At 65.1% G+C, this 16,163-nt stretch carries 9 protein-coding genes; 5 read left to right on the top strand and 4 right to left on the bottom strand.

Going from position 1 to position 16,163, the window contains the following annotated elements; all coding sequences use genetic code 11:
- Positions 1–39: 39 nt before the first annotated feature.
- From JNC62_RS05790 to JNC62_RS05800, 3 genes are all read right to left on the bottom strand, one after another.
- The gene (locus JNC62_RS05790) at positions 40–5,781 is read right to left on the bottom strand and encodes a translocation/assembly module TamB domain-containing protein (protein WP_374836822.1); all 5,742 of its coding nucleotides are present in this window, start codon (positions 5,779–5,781) and stop codon (positions 40–42) included.
- Between the two features lie 89 nt (positions 5,782–5,870).
- The gene (locus JNC62_RS05795) at positions 5,871–7,793 is read right to left on the bottom strand and encodes an autotransporter assembly complex protein TamA (RefSeq protein WP_374836824.1); all 1,923 of its coding nucleotides are present in this window, start codon (positions 7,791–7,793) and stop codon (positions 5,871–5,873) included.
- A gap of 279 nt (positions 7,794–8,072) precedes the next feature.
- Entirely contained in the window at positions 8,073–8,324 is a 252-nt protein-coding gene (locus JNC62_RS05800; protein WP_192250970.1) for a YMGG-like glycine zipper-containing protein, read from the bottom strand.
- Positions 8,325–8,754: 430 nt separating this feature from the next.
- Between JNC62_RS05800 and JNC62_RS05805 the strand changes: the two genes are divergently transcribed.
- From JNC62_RS05805 to hemA, 4 genes are all read left to right on the top strand, one after another.
- Entirely contained in the window at positions 8,755–9,243 is a 489-nt protein-coding gene (locus tag JNC62_RS05805; RefSeq protein ID WP_374836827.1) for a (2Fe-2S)-binding protein, read from the top strand.
- A 129-nt stretch (positions 9,244–9,372) separates the two neighbouring features.
- Positions 9,373–11,724 carry a xanthine dehydrogenase family protein molybdopterin-binding subunit gene (locus tag JNC62_RS05810; RefSeq protein WP_374836828.1) on the top strand — a complete coding sequence of 784 codons (2,352 nt, stop codon included), beginning with the start codon at positions 9,373–9,375 and terminating at the stop codon, positions 11,722–11,724.
- Positions 11,725–11,738: 14 nt separating this feature from the next.
- Positions 11,739–12,533: an FAD binding domain-containing protein gene (locus JNC62_RS05815; RefSeq protein WP_374836830.1), complete on the top strand. Its 795-nt coding sequence runs from the start codon at positions 11,739–11,741 to the stop codon at positions 12,531–12,533.
- 250 nt (positions 12,534–12,783) lie between these two features.
- On the top strand, positions 12,784–13,998 hold the full coding sequence (hemA, locus tag JNC62_RS05820) for a 5-aminolevulinate synthase (RefSeq protein WP_374836832.1): 1,215 nt from the start codon (positions 12,784–12,786) through the stop codon (positions 13,996–13,998).
- 41 nt (positions 13,999–14,039) lie between these two features.
- On the opposite strand, the gene dxr is transcribed toward hemA, so the two are convergent.
- Positions 14,040–15,233, bottom strand: coding sequence for a 1-deoxy-D-xylulose-5-phosphate reductoisomerase (dxr, locus tag JNC62_RS05825; RefSeq protein WP_374836943.1), 1,194 nt, complete (start codon positions 15,231–15,233; stop codon positions 14,040–14,042).
- 274 nt (positions 15,234–15,507) lie between these two features.
- Between dxr and JNC62_RS05830 the strand changes: the two genes are divergently transcribed.
- The gene (locus JNC62_RS05830; RefSeq protein ID WP_374836834.1) at positions 15,508–16,134 is read left to right on the top strand and encodes an META domain-containing protein; all 627 of its coding nucleotides are present in this window, start codon (positions 15,508–15,510) and stop codon (positions 16,132–16,134) included.
- The last annotated feature ends 29 nt before the right edge of the window (positions 16,135–16,163 follow it).

A 16,163-nucleotide genomic window follows, 5' to 3' on the forward strand; every position in this document is an offset into this window, starting at 1 on the left:
TGACGGGGAGCCAATCGCTCGCGCGGCTGAGGAGCGCCCTCAGTATTCCTTCTCATAGAATATCCCGGCGGCGCCGGCCCCGTTGCTGCCGGCTTCGCCGCGCAACTTTACGCCCCTGCCGATGTCCAGGTTGATCGCCGCCTTGCCGCCGCCGGTCTCGGGATCCTGCTTCAACTCCAGATAGGTCCGGTCGTTCAGGTACTTGCCGGCCGAAACCTGGGCCCGTCCTTGGGCGTCGGTGGTGATGTCGAGGTCGTCGATTCCGAGCTTGCTGCGAAGTCCGCTGAGCAGGGACCCCCCACCGCCGCCGGCGAGATCGGCGACCGCGGCTGCGAGCTGGGCAATCTGGAAGGCGGAAAGGTTGTTCATGGAGCGGCCAAAAATCAGGCGCGCCAGGATTTCGTCCTGCGGAAGGGCCGGCGACGAGCTGAAGGTGACCGATGGATTGTTGGCCGGTCCGGCGATGGTGATGTTGATCGTCGTCGCGCTGACGCTGGAGGTGGCGACGAAATTGATCGTCGGGACGAGGCCGCCGGTGAAACCGATATGGCCGCTCGTGAAATCGAGCCGCTTGGCAAGGATTTCCAATCGTCCGCGCAGCAGGTCGAAGCCGCCGGAGACGATCGGGTTGAGTGACGTGCCGCGCAGGGTCAGGCTGCCGCCCAGCTCTGCGTTGATGCCGCGGCCGCGCACGAAAATCCGGCTCGGTGCATCGATCCGCAAGTCCAGCCCGATACCGCGCACCTCTCCGGCTCCGCCGCCCTCGTCGCGAAGCGCTGCCGCCATCGCCTTGACGTCGGCCGGCGCGTTGCGGTGCTTGATGTCGATCTCGGCAAGCGAACCCGGCAGTTGCTGCGGAATGGTAATGTTGGCTCGCCTGATTTCGACACGGCCGCCGAGGACGGGGCCTGCGAGCAACGGTCCCTTGACCGTCACTTCACCGTCGAGGTTGGCTGTCACCAGCCGGCCGTCGACATAGGTGACGTCGTTCAGCTTGATCGACAGATCAGCCGGAAAGTTGGACCCAGGCACGATGCCGACGGAACCGGTCGCGGAGATCTGGCCGCCGGTCGCGACCCGGCCGGTCAACTGCTCGATCACCGCCTGCCTGCCGTCCAGCACCACGCGACCCGTCAGATTCTCGAGCGCGACATTGCGCCTTACATCGACCAATCGGCTGCCCGAGGTGGTTATCGTGCCGGTGATCGCAGGGCTTCTGGCGGGGCCGCGGACGGCGAGGTCAACCGCGGCGTTTCCGCTGAGCGTGAAACCCTGCTGGCCAAGCGGACCCTGCAGCAGTGCGAAGGGCACTGTGCCGGAGAAGGTCAGGTCGAGGGTCATGTTGCCGGTGATCCCGGCATTACCCCCGCCCCCAAAGCTGAGCCCGTTCGGGCCGGTGAGGCTCGTTTGAACCTGCAGGACGTTGTTGGCGAGTCGGCCTTCGGCGGCGATCGTCAGCGGGCCGACGCCGGCTGCCCGCGTTTGGCTCGTCGCCGCATTGCTCCAGGTCAGCGCGTAGTTCGCCTGCGGTGCGGTGGCCGTGCCTCTGACGTTCACCGTACCGCCGATCGTGCCGTCTGCCCCGAGCCCGGCCGAGAAGGTGTTGGCCAGGCTGGCCGGCACGGCATTGATCTTGACGGCGAGGCTGAGGTTTTCACCCGCGGTGCCGTTGACGGCGATGCTGCCGCTGCCGGTGCGGATCGTGAAATCGCTCATGGAGACCGCATTGCCCCGAACTGTCAGGACCGCCGGCCGGTCGAGCCGAACGGCAATCCCCCGCGGGGTGGCCTGGAAGGCGTCGAGCCCGATCGCCATGCCGCTCTGCTGCTGCTCTGCCGAACCTTTGACCGCAAGTGGCGCGCCATCGTAGCGGCCGTCGAGTTCGAACACGGTCTTGGCGCCCCGCTGCGTAAAGTTCAGGGCCACGGCATCCAGCCGGTTGGTGCCGGAGGCAAACGTCTCCGCGCGAACGACGCCGGAGATGGCGAGGGAGCGAAGATCGTCGGTTTTCAGGTCGATCCGCGGCTCGATGACGCGAAACTGGTCCCGCGTGATGCCGGAACCGGAAGCCTGGATCGAGACTGCGGCCTTGCCGTCCACCGTGCTTATGCTGGCCGATCCGGCAAGGTCGCCCTTTGCCTGTTGGCCGGCCATCGCCGCCAGCAGGCCGATGTCGGGGAAGTCAAACTTGACGGAGCCGTCCGGGAGAAAATCCGCATCCAGTTTCAGCGCACCGGTCAGCACGTTCCCGCCGATGCGCGCATCGATCGACGGAACGGATATCTTGCCGTTCTCGGAAACGACGCTGGACTTGACGTTGATCGCCTGGCCACCGATCGCGCCCGTCGCGGTCAGGTTGGCCGACGGGCTGGTCCGGTCTGCCGTGCCGTCGAGGGTCACCACGAGATCGCTCAGCGTGCGGCCTGCGAGTTCGGCGCCGCTTGCCTGCAGTTCGGCCTTGACCCCGAGCGCGGCGAGCGGCCCCGTGGCTGTCGCCTCGAAGGTCGCCCGGCCCTTGGCATCGGCAAGCAGCTTTGCAAGGTCGGGCAGCGTCCCGGATACGCTTGCTTCAAGGCTCTCCCCGGCGAGCTTCGCCGTTCCCTTCGCTGCAATCGTGCCGGAGGCAAGATCGAACGACTGGACGGTGATTGCTGCATCCGCCCCGCGGACGACATCGGCCGTCAGCCGAAGGGGCGCGTCGAAGCGGGCGGACAGCGCAGCCGGTAGCGCGGTTGCGGCAACGCTTGCCTCGACCTTTGCCGCCGCCGAAGCATCTTCCGTCACGAAATGGCCATCGGCTTTGACTTTCAGGCCGGTGCCGTCGATGGCAACGTCGTTGAAGTCGATGCGTTGGGGCGTGACCGCGAGCGATGCCGTTGCGTCGAGCGGCGCCTGGAGCAGCCGGTTGGCGTCGGCGTTCAAAAGGTCGACCATTGCGGCGGTAACGCCCGCTTTGAGATTGCCGCGGCGGTTGATCAGGTCGAAAGCATCGCTCGTGACGACAAGGCCGGCGCCCGACACCGCCCCTTGCGGCGCCTGTGCCGATGCGACGGTTGCCGTTAGCGATAGCGCCGCTGCGTTAAGCTCACCCGATAGCGTCAGCTGGGCGGCCTCGATGCGCGCGATCGCTTCACCGTCTTTCACGGAAATCCGGTACTCCGCCGGGCCGTCTGCCCCGGTGAGGTTTATCGCAAGGCTGCTCTTGTCGGCCGGATTGGCCGAACCGGAAACGGCGATGACGCCGTTTCCGGCCCTGATCGCGAGATTGTCGAAGGAGATGTTGCCGTCGAGAATGGAGATCGAGGCCGCGTCCTTCAGCGACAACGGAATGCCGGCGATCGCGGCATCCAATGCCCGAAGCGCGATGACGGTCGTCGCATCGTGCCGGGCGACATCACCCTTGATCGACAGCGGCGCGGCTTCGTAGCGCCCGGCAACGTCGAAGCCGGTGATGCTTCCCGAATGCCTGAAGGTGAAGACCGGTGCTTCCAGGTCGTTTTCGCCGACACGGGCACGATCGGCGCGCAGCGTGCCCGACACGGCGGCAGACCTGAGGTCCTCGATGGTTGCGTCGAGAACCGGCTTGAAGATTGCCGCGGTGTCGCGGCGGATCTCCGCTCCCGTCGCGGCAACGACCAGAGATCCCTTGCCATTTACGTTGGCAAAGGTCAGCGTGCCAGCGAGATCGCCGGTGGCGCTCTGGCCGGCGAGCGTGGCAAGCGTCGGCAGGTCGGGGAAATCGAAGCGGATCGTGCCATCCGGCATAAAACCTTCGCCCAGCGTCAGCGCGCCGTTCAGCGTGTTGCTGCCCACGACCGCCTCAAGCGTCGGCACCGAAATTCGGCCGGCGTCGGAAACGACACTGGACCGCACGTTGATCGCCTGGCCGTTCATGGAGGCGGTCAAGGTGAAGTCGCCCGCGGCTGCTGTTGCGGAGGCCTTGCCGTTGAGGTCGATCGCAATGTTGTCGAGCGTACGACCCGCAAGCCCCAACTGGGTGGACGTGATCTGCGCCTTTACGCTCGGCCCATTTGCCGGGCCGCTCGCGGTCGCGTCGAAGGCGATCTCGCCGCGGCCGCCCGCGATGAAGGCGCCGGCATCGATCAGCCGCCCGGCAAGCCTAGCCTGCAGGCTGCCATCGCCAAGGCTCGCTTCTCCGGTGGCTTCCGCCACGTTCGACTTGAGCTGAAGGTTCGAGAGCGACAATGCACCACCCGCTCCGATCGCCGCCTCTCCCTTGAGCGCAATCGTTCCCTGCACCCGCGAAGCCATCGCGTCGGGCAGGACGTCCGGCAGCGCGAACAAATTGAAGGTGGCAGTTCCCGTCGATGGTGCCAGTTGATAGCGGCCCGCGATCTGGCCGCCGATGCTGCTGCTTTCGATGGTGACAGGGTCGAAGCTCAGTTGCTCGGGCGAGAAGGCAAGGGCGGCGTTGACCTTCAGCGGCGTGCCGACAAGCCGCTCGAGGCTCGGATCCGCCATGGCCGACCGCTCGGCGATCAGCGTCACGCTCGCATGTCCTGTTTTCGTCGAGACGTTGGTGTCGGCGCTGCTGGCCGTCAGAAGGACCCTCTCGAGCCGTCCCTGCGGCGTTGCTGCGCTGGCAAGGTTCACATTAAGGTTAACGGCGGTTGCCTCAGCGGGGCCCGAGGCGACCAGTTGAAGGCCATAGAGATCGGCTGTGAAATCGCCATTGGCGACCGGCCAGCGGATCGGGATCGGCGTCGCGCTATTGGCCCCTGTCAGCCGGATGTTGAGGGTGTTCTCACCCGTTGTCTGCAGCGAGCCGGCTGCGTTCAGCGACAACGCGCCCGTCGTCACGAGGCCACGCTCGATCTGCAGAAGGTCGCGGCCGTTCGTGGCGGCGGCCACGTCGATTGCCGTCGCGCCGGCGAAGAGCGGCCGCAGGTGCGCGGGCAGCAAAGCCTCGAACGTACCACCGCCCTTGAGGATCACGGTGTGAAGGCCGTTGGTGGACTGGTCGTGGCGCGCGTCGAGGGCGAGGACCTCGCTTCCATCGAGTGCCGCCGTCAGCCGCCCGCTCCATGCGGAAAGCGGCCCGTCGCCGGTCAGTCGCACGGCCACGGCGGGCTCGCCGGGAATGAGCAGCGCGCGGGCGAGCATGCCGCCCGGCGGCTCGGTGATGTCCGCCTTCAACTGGAGTTTGTCGGCAGCGGGATCGAAAACCAGATCCGCCACTGCGGAGATGCCAGGCTGATCCTTCGCCGTCAGGGCAAGGTTCAGCGCTATGCTCTTGCGGTCGAAGCCACCGCTGCCGGAAAGGCGCAGCCGTTGTTCGATGCCCGCCACCTCTTCGGCCAGGCGGATATTCGCAACTTCGATGCTGTCGACTTGCGCCGTGACGGGCAGCGAGAATGCCTTGCCGCCGGAAGCGCTCCCGGGTTTGCTGCCCGACACCGGGCGGCGCGAAACCAGCAGATCGCTTGCCGAGAGGCGCTGTGCATTGAACTGCAGGAAAATCAGATCGAGCGGCGACCAGTCGACGGCAACGGCGCGGATTTCCGCAAAGGTGCCTTCCCGATCGCTGAGGGTGATCGCGTCGGCGCGAAAGCGACCCGTCAACAGGCCGGACGGTGCGGCAATCGCAATTCGGGTGTCGGACTTGGCGGTTGCATCCTCGATAAAGGAGGCGACGAGCCGGGCGCCGGCGTCGGTGAAGCCGACAAATCCGATCGCGCTCACGAAGGCGACAACCACCAGGGCGGCAACGTAGCCCAGGTAGCGAAGCGCCTGCTGCAGGATTTTCAAGAACCGGCTCATGATTCAAGTCCTAAAGCATAACCCCGAAATCCGGAATCGTTTTCCCGAATCGAAGTACGCTGATCCAAAAGGTTCGCGCGCGGCGTCAATCAAAAGGCCTGCCCGACGCCGGCGTAGATTCCGAAAGTATCACCGTCGTCGTAGGGGTTGAGCGGGACTGCGACATCGAGGCGGATCGGACCGAAGGGCGTGGCGTATCGCAGGCCGATGCCGGCGCCGGCGCGGATGTCGCTGAAATCGGGGATCTCGTCGCGCGAAACCGTGCCGGCATCGATGAACGGCACGATGCCGATCTTTTCCGTGACGTTGAACCGAACCTCCGCCGAGGCGAGAACATAGGAGCGGCCGCCGAGGCGCTCGCCCTTGCTGTTCAGCGGTGAAATGTCCTGGAAGCCGTATCCGCGGACCGTGCCGCCGCCGCCGAGATAGAAGCGGCGCGGCGCCGGGATGTCTGGCAGTGTCGGCGCACCGACGATCGTCCCCGCCCCGATCCGGCCCGCCAGCACCACGCGTTCCTCGGCTCCGAGCGCCTGGTAGACCGACCCGGAGGTCTCGAAACTTGAAAAGAACGTGCTGTGGTCGAATTCGTAGGTTGGCTTGGCGTTGATCATTGCCCGATAGCCTGCCGTCGGGTTGAGCTTGTCGTCGCGTGTGTCGCGAATGTATTCGATCGGAACGGCCGCGAGCAGGTAGGTGTTGTCGCCGAATGGATCGTTCACGTCCACCCACCCACCTTCGCCGCCGATGGACAGCGTGTCGCGGTCCGTCAGCTCGAAGATTGCGCCGGCGGCCAATGTCAGGCTCTTTGCATAGTAGGCGTCCGTGTCGGCGATTGCGGCCTTCAGGCTGGCGGTGAAGGTCGATGCGGGCCCAAAGGCGCCAGGCTTGGCAAACAGAAACCCGGCCGTGTAGCCGATATTGTCGAAGCCGCTGCCCTCGCCGATGCCGTTTATCGTCCCCTCGATCCGTAGCGACTCGGCGCGGCCGAACAGGTTGCGGTGACCCCAATAGCCCTGGAGACCGAAGCCATCGATGGTGGAGTATTGCGCGCCGACACCTAAATAGCGCTGCTTGCCTTCCGAGACTTCGATCGTCATCGGCAGCGTGCCGTCGGGGGCGAGTGCCTCGGCCTCGCGGATAGTGACGCTGGAGAACACACCGAGCCGGCGCAGGCGATCGGCCGCTCTGGTCAACTGCTCCGGCGAGTAGGGCTGGCCGGCATTGATGCGCGAATAGTATTTGACGAAGCCAGGGTCGACGCCCTTTGCCCCTGTTACGGCCACATCGCCGACATTGGCGACCGGTCCGCCTTCGGCGGCGATGACGACATCGACGGTGTTCGTCTTGTGGTCGGCGATCGCCGTGCGGTCGGTGAGTTTGGCCAGCGGCCGCCCCTCGGCCTTGAGGTCCGCCACCACCCTCTCGCCGGCCTTGATGATGAGGGTGGAATCCGCCCGGGCGCCGCGGGTCAGGCCATAGTCCGCAGGCGAGCGCCCGGCGGCATCCCCGGAGAAGGCCACGGAATCGAAGGTGAAGGCCGGGCCGGGCCGCACCGTCACCGCCACCGGCACGCTACCGGGAGGAAAATCGGGAATCGGCGGCAAAGAATCGAGCGGAGTGCCGTTGATGCGGATGTCGACCACGCCGCCGTAGCGGGCCTTTTGATAGAGGGTGGCCAGGATTCTGTCGCGATCGTCGCGCGCCTTGATGACGAGGCCGAGATCACCGGAGACCGGCTGGCCTTCGTCCTGCTTCAACAGCGCGCTTGCCTCGATCGCCTTCTTGAGTTCGTCGTCATCGGTGCCGGTTTCGAAGGTCAGGGAATAGTTGACCGGATCGATGACCTCCGCCTCCTCCGCATCGCTCTCGAAGAAGCGCATGCCGAAAATCTTGAAGGCCATGGCGGGCGTGGCGGCGGCAGGCAGAATCGCGAGCGCGATCGCGGCCGCAAGGCTCGTGCCAGCACGCAAGAACGCAGTACTCAATCTCGGCCGGTCGATACGCTGCCGCATCCGCTGTTGTTGCCTTTCCCGTTCCGACGATGGACAGGCTTGTGCCCGTCTCTCCTCAGATTGTGCGGCACTCGCAGTCCGAACGACGGTCTGTCAGGCCACGCAGGCTCGCCTTGAGCCTAGCCCGTTAGCATTTCCCTAAGATTAACGGCGGTTCCAGCCGGTTGGGAAGAAAATTTGCAGTGTAGGGCGGATTTACGCCGCAACCGTTGCATCGATGCAAAAGACCCCGGACGATGCCGGGGTCCCGTGAACCTTGTCGCTGTGCTTCGCTTTGGCTCAGCAATCGTCGATGTAGCGACGGCCATAGCGGTCGCGGTAGTAGCACTGGCCGGGCTGGTCGGCGACATGGCCGATCACCGCGCCGCTGACGCCGCCGATCGCGGCACCCACGGCCGCGCCGCGAACGTCACCGGTGATCGCGCCACCGATGATCGCGCCGGTGGCAGCGCCAATGCCGGCTCCCTTCTCCGTCTTCGTGCAGCTAGCGGCGGCCAGGCCGATGAGCACGAGCGCAATGGCTTTCTTCATGCAAATCTCTCCAAGGTTGTACCGGCGCAGACAAGGCGCCGGCGTCTCGAATGTCCCCAAATCGGCGTGGCCGATTCGCGTTTTGGCAATGTCACAAACGCGAACAATACGGCCGAAAATGGGGAAGTCTATGGGCGCAAAGTATTTTTTTGGTTCGTGAATAAAGGCGTGGCGTCTGCCGTTCTGTCCGGTTCAGCGCAAAAATTTCAGTCAGCCGGCAAAGAAGCGGTTGATCACAGATTGAAAAGGACGAATGATGCGCTGGCTGCAGGGTCGGACGGCGAGGGGGCGCCGCCGACAAGGGGGAGACCGACAAGGGTCTCCCGCTGCGGCGTGGAATTTGCAGGTGTTTCGGTCTTTCGAATTCGCCGCCCAAGCCGATATTCGGATCCGGAATGCCTCGCGGGCGTGAACCACGAGGGAGGAACGAATGACGAAGGTTACGATGACCGTCAACGGCCGGCAGGTCAGCGGTGAGGTGGAGGACCGCACGCTGCTCGTCCACTTCATCCGCGACAAGCTGGGCCTGACCGGGACGCATGTCGGCTGCGACACCTCGCAATGCGGCACCTGCGTCGTGCACATGGACGGCAAGTCGATCAAGAGCTGTTCCACCTTGGCGGTCCAGGCCGCCGGCGCCTCCATTACGACGATCGAAGGTCTCGCCCAGAACGGCGAACTGCATCCGGTGCAGGCAGCCTTCAAGGCCAATCACGGCCTGCAATGCGGCTTCTGCACGCCGGGCATGGTGATGACCGCGGTCGACATGATCAATCGCTACGGCGGCAAGCTGGATGAGAAGACGGTGCGTGAGAACCTGGAAGGCAACATCTGTCGCTGCACGGGCTACCACAACATCGTCAAGGCGATCCTGGCTGCCGCCGAGGAGATGAGCGCCGGTCGACAGGCGGCCGAATAGGGCCGGCGAGTAGGATTAGCCAATAGCCAGATGGGCAAGTCCGATGGTGTTGGCGGCCGGAAAGGGGCGATCTCGCTGAAGCCTCGGCTGCCTCCTGTCGGCTCGACGGATCTCGGGAGGAGATGACTGATGGGTGTCGATGGTATCGGTGCGCGGGTGGCGCGCAAGGAAGACAAGCGGTTCCTGACGGGCAAGGGTCGCTACACGGACGACATGGTCGTGCCGGGCATGAAATATGCAGTGTTCGTGCGCTCGCCGCATGCCCATGCGCGGATCAAAAGCATCGACACGTCGGCTGCGCAGAACATGCCGGGCGTGATCGGCATCCTGAACGGGCAGCAGCTGCTCGCCGACGGGATCGGCAACCTGATCTGCGGCTGGATGATCCACTCCAAGGACGGCAGCCCGATGAAGATGGGCGCCTGGCGGCCGCTCGCCCACGAGACCGTGCGCTATGTCGGCGATGCCGTTGCGGTCGTCATTGCCGACAGCGTCGGCGAGGCGCGCGACGCGGCCGAGCAGGTCGTCGTCGAGTATGAGGAACTGCCGGCGGTGACCGATGCGGTGACGGCATTGCAGCCCGGCCAGCCGCAGATTCATCCGGAGGCGGCCGGCAACCTCATCTACGACTGGGCGCTTGGCACCAGCGAGGCCGACACCGACGCGGCGATCGCCGCGGCCGCCCACGTTACCGAGATGAAGATCGTCAACAACCGGCTGTCGCCGAACCCGATGGAGCCGCGCGCCGCTCTCGGCATCTACGACGGCGCCGAGGATCACTACACCTGCTACACCACCAGCCAGAACCCGCATGTCGCGCGGCTGGTGATGAGCGCCTTCTACAATGTCGCGCCGGAAAACAAGCTGCGCGTGATCGCCCCCGACGTCGGCGGCGGCTTCGGCTCGAAGATCTACATCTATCCCGAGGAGATCGTGTGCCTCTGGGCCTCCAAGCGGACCGGCGTGCCGGTCAAGTGGACGTCGGACCGCACCGAGGCGTTCCTGACGGACGCACACGGCCGCGACCATGTCTCGACCGTGAAGATGGCCTTCGACAAGGACAACCGCATCACCGCGCTCAAGGTCGATACGATTGCCAACTTCGGCGCCTACATGTCGCTGTTCTCCGCGGCGGTGCCGACCTATCTCTATGCGACGCTGCTTTCGGGCCAGTACGCCATCCCCGCGATCCACGCCAACGTCCGGGCGGTCTATACCAACACCGCCCCGGTCGATGCCTATCGCGGCGCCGGGCGGCCGGAGGCCACCTATCTGCTTGAGCGCACGATCGAGACGGCGGCCCGCGAACTCGGCGTCTCGCCGGCGGAACTGCGACGGAAGAACTTCATCCGCTCCTTCCCCTACCAGACGCCGGTGATCATGAACTACGACGCCGGCGACTATGAAGCCTCGCTCGAGGCGGCGATGAAGCAGGCCGATTGGGCCGGCTTCGCGGCGCGCAGGGCCGAGGCCGAAAAGCGCGGCAGGAAGCGCGGCATCGGCATGAGCTGCTACATCGAGGCCTGCGGGATCGCGCCCTCGGCCGCGGTCGGCTCGCTGGGCGCCGGCGTCGGCCTCTGGGAATCGGCCGAGGTGCGGGTGAACGCGGTTGGCACGATCGAGGTGCTGACCGGCTCGCACAGCCACGGCCAGGGGCATGAGACGACCTTCGCCCAGCTCGTCTCCGACCGTTTCGGCGTGCCGATCGACAACGTCTCGATCGTCCATGGCGACACCGACAAGGTGCAGATGGGCATGGGCACCTATGGCTCGCGTTCCGGCGCGGTCGGGATGTCGGCGGTCGTCAAGGCGCTCGACAAGGTCGAAGCCAAGGCGAAGAAGATCGCCGCCCACCTGATGGAAGCCGACGAGAGCGATATCGTCATCGAGAACGGCGAGTTGAAGGTCGCCGGGACCGACAAGTCAGTGCCGTGGTTCCAGGTGGCGCTCGCTGCCTACACCGCGCACAACCTGCCCGCCGGCCTGGAGCCGGGGCTGAAGGAGGGCGCCTTCTACGACCCCTCCAACTTCACCTTCCCGGCCGGCTGCTACATCTGCGAGGTCGAGGTCGATCCGGAGACCGGCAAGACCGAGATCATCCAGTTCGTCGCCGCCGACGACTTCGGCAACATCATCAACCCGATGATCGTCGAGGGCCAGGTGCATGGCGGGATCGCGCAAGGGATCGGCCAGGCGCTGCTGGAAAGCGTGCATTACGACCCGGAGACCGGCCAACTGCTGACGGCGAGCTACATGGACTATGCCATGCCGCGCGCCGACGACCTGCCATCCTTCCAGGTCTCGCACCAGAACACCCCCTGCCCGAACAATCCGCTCGGCATCAAGGGCTGCGGCGAGGCCGGCGCGATCGGTTCGCCGCCGGCGCTGATGAACGCCATCACCGACGCGATCGGCAACAACGATCTCACCATGCCCGCCACGCCCCAGAAGGTCTGGGCGGCGGCCCATGCGGCCCATTGAGGGAGTGACAGGATATGTATGCAACGAACTATCATCGCGCATCCTCGGTCGCTGACGCTGTCCGGCTCAAGGGGGCCGCGGACGACGGCAAATATGTCTCCGGGGGGATGACGCTGATTCCGACCATGAAGCAGCGCCTGGCAGCGCCCACCGATCTCATTGATCTCAGGCATGTGCCGGAGATGAAGGGGATCACCGTTTCTGGCGACACGGTTCGCCTCGGCGCTGCCACCACCCACGCCGAGGTTGCTGCGTCCGCCGATCTGAAAGCCGCGTGCCCGGCGCTGGCCCATCTCGCCTCCCTGATCGGCGATCCGCACGTGCGGCACATGGGGACGATAGGCGGTTCGATTGCCAACAACGATCCGGCTGCGGATTATCCGTCCGCCATGGTGGCGCTGGGGGCGACAATCGAGACCGACAGGCGCAAGATTGCGGCTGACGACTTCTTCACCGGCCTGTTCGAGACGGCCCTGGAAGAGGGGGAGATCATCGTCGCCGTCAGTTTCACAAAGCCGGAGAAGGCCGCCTATTGCAAGTTCCCGAACCCGGCTTCGCGCTATGCCATGGCCGGCGTTTTCGTGGCGAAGGGGGGTGGCGGCGTCCGCGTCGGGGTCACCGGTGCGGGTTCCAGCGGGGTGTTCCGGCACGCGGCAATGGAGACGGCCCTGTCCGCCGATTTCTCGCCGGGCGCGCTTGCCGGCGTCACGACGGATGCCTCCGGCATGCTCTCCGACATCCACGGCAGCGCCGAGTACCGGGCGAACCTCGTCAATGTGATGGCAAAGCGTGCCGTTGCGGCGGCCTGATCGCTCACCGCATCCTGCCGGACTGGCCTTGCGGGGCGGCGCGAGCCGCCCCGCAATCGTTCTTGCTTGACATGCATCAAGTTGCGATGGTTTTTGAGCTTGTAGCCTCACTCCGGATGTTTCAAAGGTCGGTGCGGATTTGCCGCAGCGCCTTTGCGTTGCGAGAGGCCCGCCCGAGGTGTAGGCGGAGGCGGCGAAGTGGGTGGCATACTCCGCCCGGATGTGCCGGGAAACCGGTCTGGAGACAGTGATGGACTTTGAGGCTTTCTTCGAAAACGAACTCGGCGGGCTGCATCAGGAAGGCCGCTATCGCGTCTTCGCTGAGCTGGAGCGCCAGAAAGGCAGCTTCCCAAGGGCAACACGGCATACGGATTCGGGTGTGCAGGACGTCACGGTCTGGTGCTCTAACGACTATCTCGGCATGGGGCAGCATCCGACCGTCACCGAGGCGATGAAGCTCGCCATCGACCAGTGTGGCGCCGGTGCTGGCGGCACCCGCAACATTTCCGGCACCAACCACTACCACGTGCTGCTGGAGCGCGAGCTCGCCGACCTGCACGGCAAGGAAGCGGCGCTGCTCTTCACCTCCGGCTACGTCTCCAACTGGGCCGCACTCGGCACGCTCTGTTCCAAGATCCCCGGCATCATCTGTTTTTCCGATGCCGGCAATCATGCCTCTATGATCGAGGGCATCCGCCATTCGAAATGCGAGCGCGTGATCTGGAAGCACAACGACCTGAAGGATCTCGAGGCCAAGCTGGCCGCCGCCGACCCGCAGGCGCCGAAGCTGATCGCCTTCGAATCGGTCTATTCGATGGATGGCGACATCGCCCCGATCAAGGACATCTGCGACCTCGCCGACAAGTACGGCGCCATGACCTATCTCGACGAGGTCCATGCCGTCGGCATGTACGGGCCCCGCGGCGGCGGCATTGCCGAGCGCGAGGGGCTGATGCACCGCCTGACGGTCATCGAAGCCACGCTCGGCAAGGCGTTCGGCGTGATGGGCGGCTACATTGCCGCCTCGACGGCACTTTGCGACTTCATCCGCTCGTTTGCCTCGGGTTTCATCTTCACCACCGCGCTGCCGCCGACGCTCGCCGCCGGCGCGCTCGCGGCAATCCGCCACCTGAAGGAGAGCCAGCAGGAACGCTTCGCCCATCAGGAGCGGGTGCGCCGGCTGCGTGCGCTGCTTGACAAGAACGGCATCCCGCACATGCCGAACCCGAGCCATATCGTTCCGGTGATGGTCGGGGACGCGGCCAAGTGCAAGTGGATCTCCGACCTGCTGCTCGACAATTACGGCATCTACGTCCAGCCGATCAACTATCCGACCGTGCCGAAGAAGACCGAGCGCCTGCGCATAACGCCGACGCCGTTGCACTCGGATGCGGATATCGACCATCTGGTGGGCGCATTGCACGCACTATGGTCGCGTTGTGCGCTGGCTCGTGCCGTCGCCTGACGGGTGGCACTGAAAACGGCAGGAAATCCGATGGCCGCGGCTTACGCGGCCATTTCGATTTTGGTGATCACTTCCCCGGCGCGCCGGCGTGCTTCCTCGTCGACCGCAAAGACATCCGCCATCGACGAGGCGGCGCCCCAGTCCACCATGGCGTCCATCACCACCTCGGCAATATCGGCCATTTGAAGAAAGCCGATGCGCGCATCGACGAAGGCCTGGAACGCGACCTCTTCGGCGGCATTCATCACCGCGCCCTGCAGCCCGCCGCGCGTCAGCGCCGTGCGGGCGAGCCTTAGCGCGGGGAAGCGTGCCTCGTCGGGCGCCTCGAAATCGAGCCGCGAGAGCTTGGCGAAGTCCAGCCGCTCGACATTGAGCACCGGCCGCCGCGGATAGCTCAGCGCATAACCGATCGCCGTGCGCATGTCGGGGCAGCCGAGTTGCGCCAGCACCGATCCATCGCTGTAGCCGACCATTGAGTGGATCACCGATTGCGGATGCACGACCACCTCGATCTGATCGGGCCGGACGTCGAAGAGATGCTTGGCCTCGATCATCTCCAGCGCCTTGTTGAACATCGAGGCGCTGCCGATCGAGATCTTCAGGCCCATCGACCAGTTCGGATGGGCACTGGCGGCCGCTGCCGTCACCCCGGCCATCTGTTCGCGCGACCAGGTGCGGAATGGCCCGCCGGAAGCGGTCAGCACGATGCGCTCGACCGCGTGGCGCTGGTCGGCCTCAAGCGCCTGGAACACGGCACTGTGCTCGCTGTCGACCGGAATCAGGCGGCCGCCGCCGGCGGCGACCGCCTCGACGAACAGATTTCCGGCCGAGACCAGGCATTCCTTGTTGGCGAGCGCAATGTCCGCGCCGCGCTCGGCGGCGGCCAGCGTCGGCGCGAGCCCGGCGGTGCCGACGATCGCCGCCATGACCCAGTCCGACGGCGCGGTCGCTGCTTCCAAGAGGGCATTGCGGCCGGCGCCCACGGCAATGCCGGTGCCGGACAGCGCGCTCTTGAGCTCGTCGTAGCGGCGCTCGTCGGCGGTGACGGCCAGACCCGCGCCGACGGCCTTTGCCTGCCTTGCCAGAAGCTCGATATTCGCGCTGCCGGTGACGGCAACCACCTCGAAGGCGTCACGTCCGCCAAGCTGTTCGATCACATCCAATGTGTTCTTGCCGATCGAACCGGTCGAGCCGAGAATGGTGACGCGGCGCTTGTTCGCCTCGCTGGGTGCCATAATATCTTCCGCGATCATTTTATTGTCTTGATGAGGCTCTACAGCCGATTGCCACGCGCAACAAGCTGTTGATGCGCGCGTTCCTGGACACGTCGGCGTGCACAGGCTTGACGTTTTCAATGGAGCCGCCATAACGTCGCCGCTGGCGAGCAATGGTTCGCCCAGGTGATTTTGGAGGTTGTTCGTGCGGTTGTCGGTAAATGCGCTCGCGGCTTTGTTGCTGTCTGTCGGCTCTGCGTCGAATGGCTTCGCCGCGGATGCGCTGCCGCCGGGGATGAGCGCGACCTGGGTGGTCGAGGACCTCAACGGCAAGGGCGTCATCGATGACCTCCAGACGACGCTGGAAATTCGCACGGACGGATCGTATGGCGGCAATGGTGGCTGCAACACCTACCGCGGCAACCTGAAGTTCGGCAAGGAGGGCGAAGTGACCTTTGCACCGGCCGCAGCGACCCGCAAGATGTGTGCCCCGGCGGTCATGGACCAGGAGCAGAAGTTCTTCGATGCGCTCGGCACGGTCAGGTCGTGGAAGCTCGAAAACGGATTGCTGCACCTCGCCGACAAGGACGGCGGTCATGCGATGCGGCTGGCGATGCTGAAGAACACGACCGACATCGTCCTGCAGGTGCCCAACACCATCACCGTCGATCGCCAGACGGTTGCCTATGATTGTGATGGCGATCTCAAGGTGAAGGCGGACTACATCAATGCCGAGTCCGTCTCACTGGCAATTCTGTCTTTCGGCGACAATTTCGTGATTGCCAGCAACGTGATCTCCGGCTCCGGCGCGCGCTATTCCGGCGGGCAGTTCGAGTGGTGGACAAAGGGGGACGAAGGCACGCTGAAGGATCTCACCAAGGGTGCTGAAGCGCCCGGAATCGCCTGCCACAGGGCTCCCTGATCGCATGAGCATTCACGGAAGCTGACCGC

Origin of the sequence: Mycoplana ramosa (genome assembly GCF_041930185.1) — a bacterium.
Lineage (GTDB): Bacteria > Pseudomonadota > Alphaproteobacteria > Rhizobiales > Rhizobiaceae > Mycoplana > Mycoplana ramosa.

Coding starts and splice junctions, on each gene's coding strand:
- JNC62_RS05790 (WP_374836822.1), bottom strand. CDS start 5,781: ATGAGCCGGTTCTTGAAAATCCTGCAGCAGGCGCTTCGCTACCTGGGC.
- JNC62_RS05795 (WP_374836824.1), bottom strand. CDS start 7,793: ATGCGGCAGCGTATCGACCGGCCGAGATTGAGTACTGCGTTCTTGCGT.
- JNC62_RS05800 (WP_192250970.1), bottom strand. CDS start 8,324: ATGAAGAAAGCCATTGCGCTCGTGCTCATCGGCCTGGCCGCCGCTAGC.
- JNC62_RS05805 (WP_374836827.1), top strand. CDS start 8,755: ATGACGAAGGTTACGATGACCGTCAACGGCCGGCAGGTCAGCGGTGAG.
- JNC62_RS05810 (WP_374836828.1), top strand. CDS start 9,373: ATGGGTGTCGATGGTATCGGTGCGCGGGTGGCGCGCAAGGAAGACAAG.
- JNC62_RS05815 (WP_374836830.1), top strand. CDS start 11,739: ATGTATGCAACGAACTATCATCGCGCATCCTCGGTCGCTGACGCTGTC.
- hemA (WP_374836832.1), top strand. CDS start 12,784: ATGGACTTTGAGGCTTTCTTCGAAAACGAACTCGGCGGGCTGCATCAG.
- dxr (WP_374836943.1), bottom strand. CDS start 15,233: ATGGCACCCAGCGAGGCGAACAAGCGCCGCGTCACCATTCTCGGCTCG.
- JNC62_RS05830 (WP_374836834.1), top strand. CDS start 15,508: ATGAGCGCGACCTGGGTGGTCGAGGACCTCAACGGCAAGGGCGTCATC.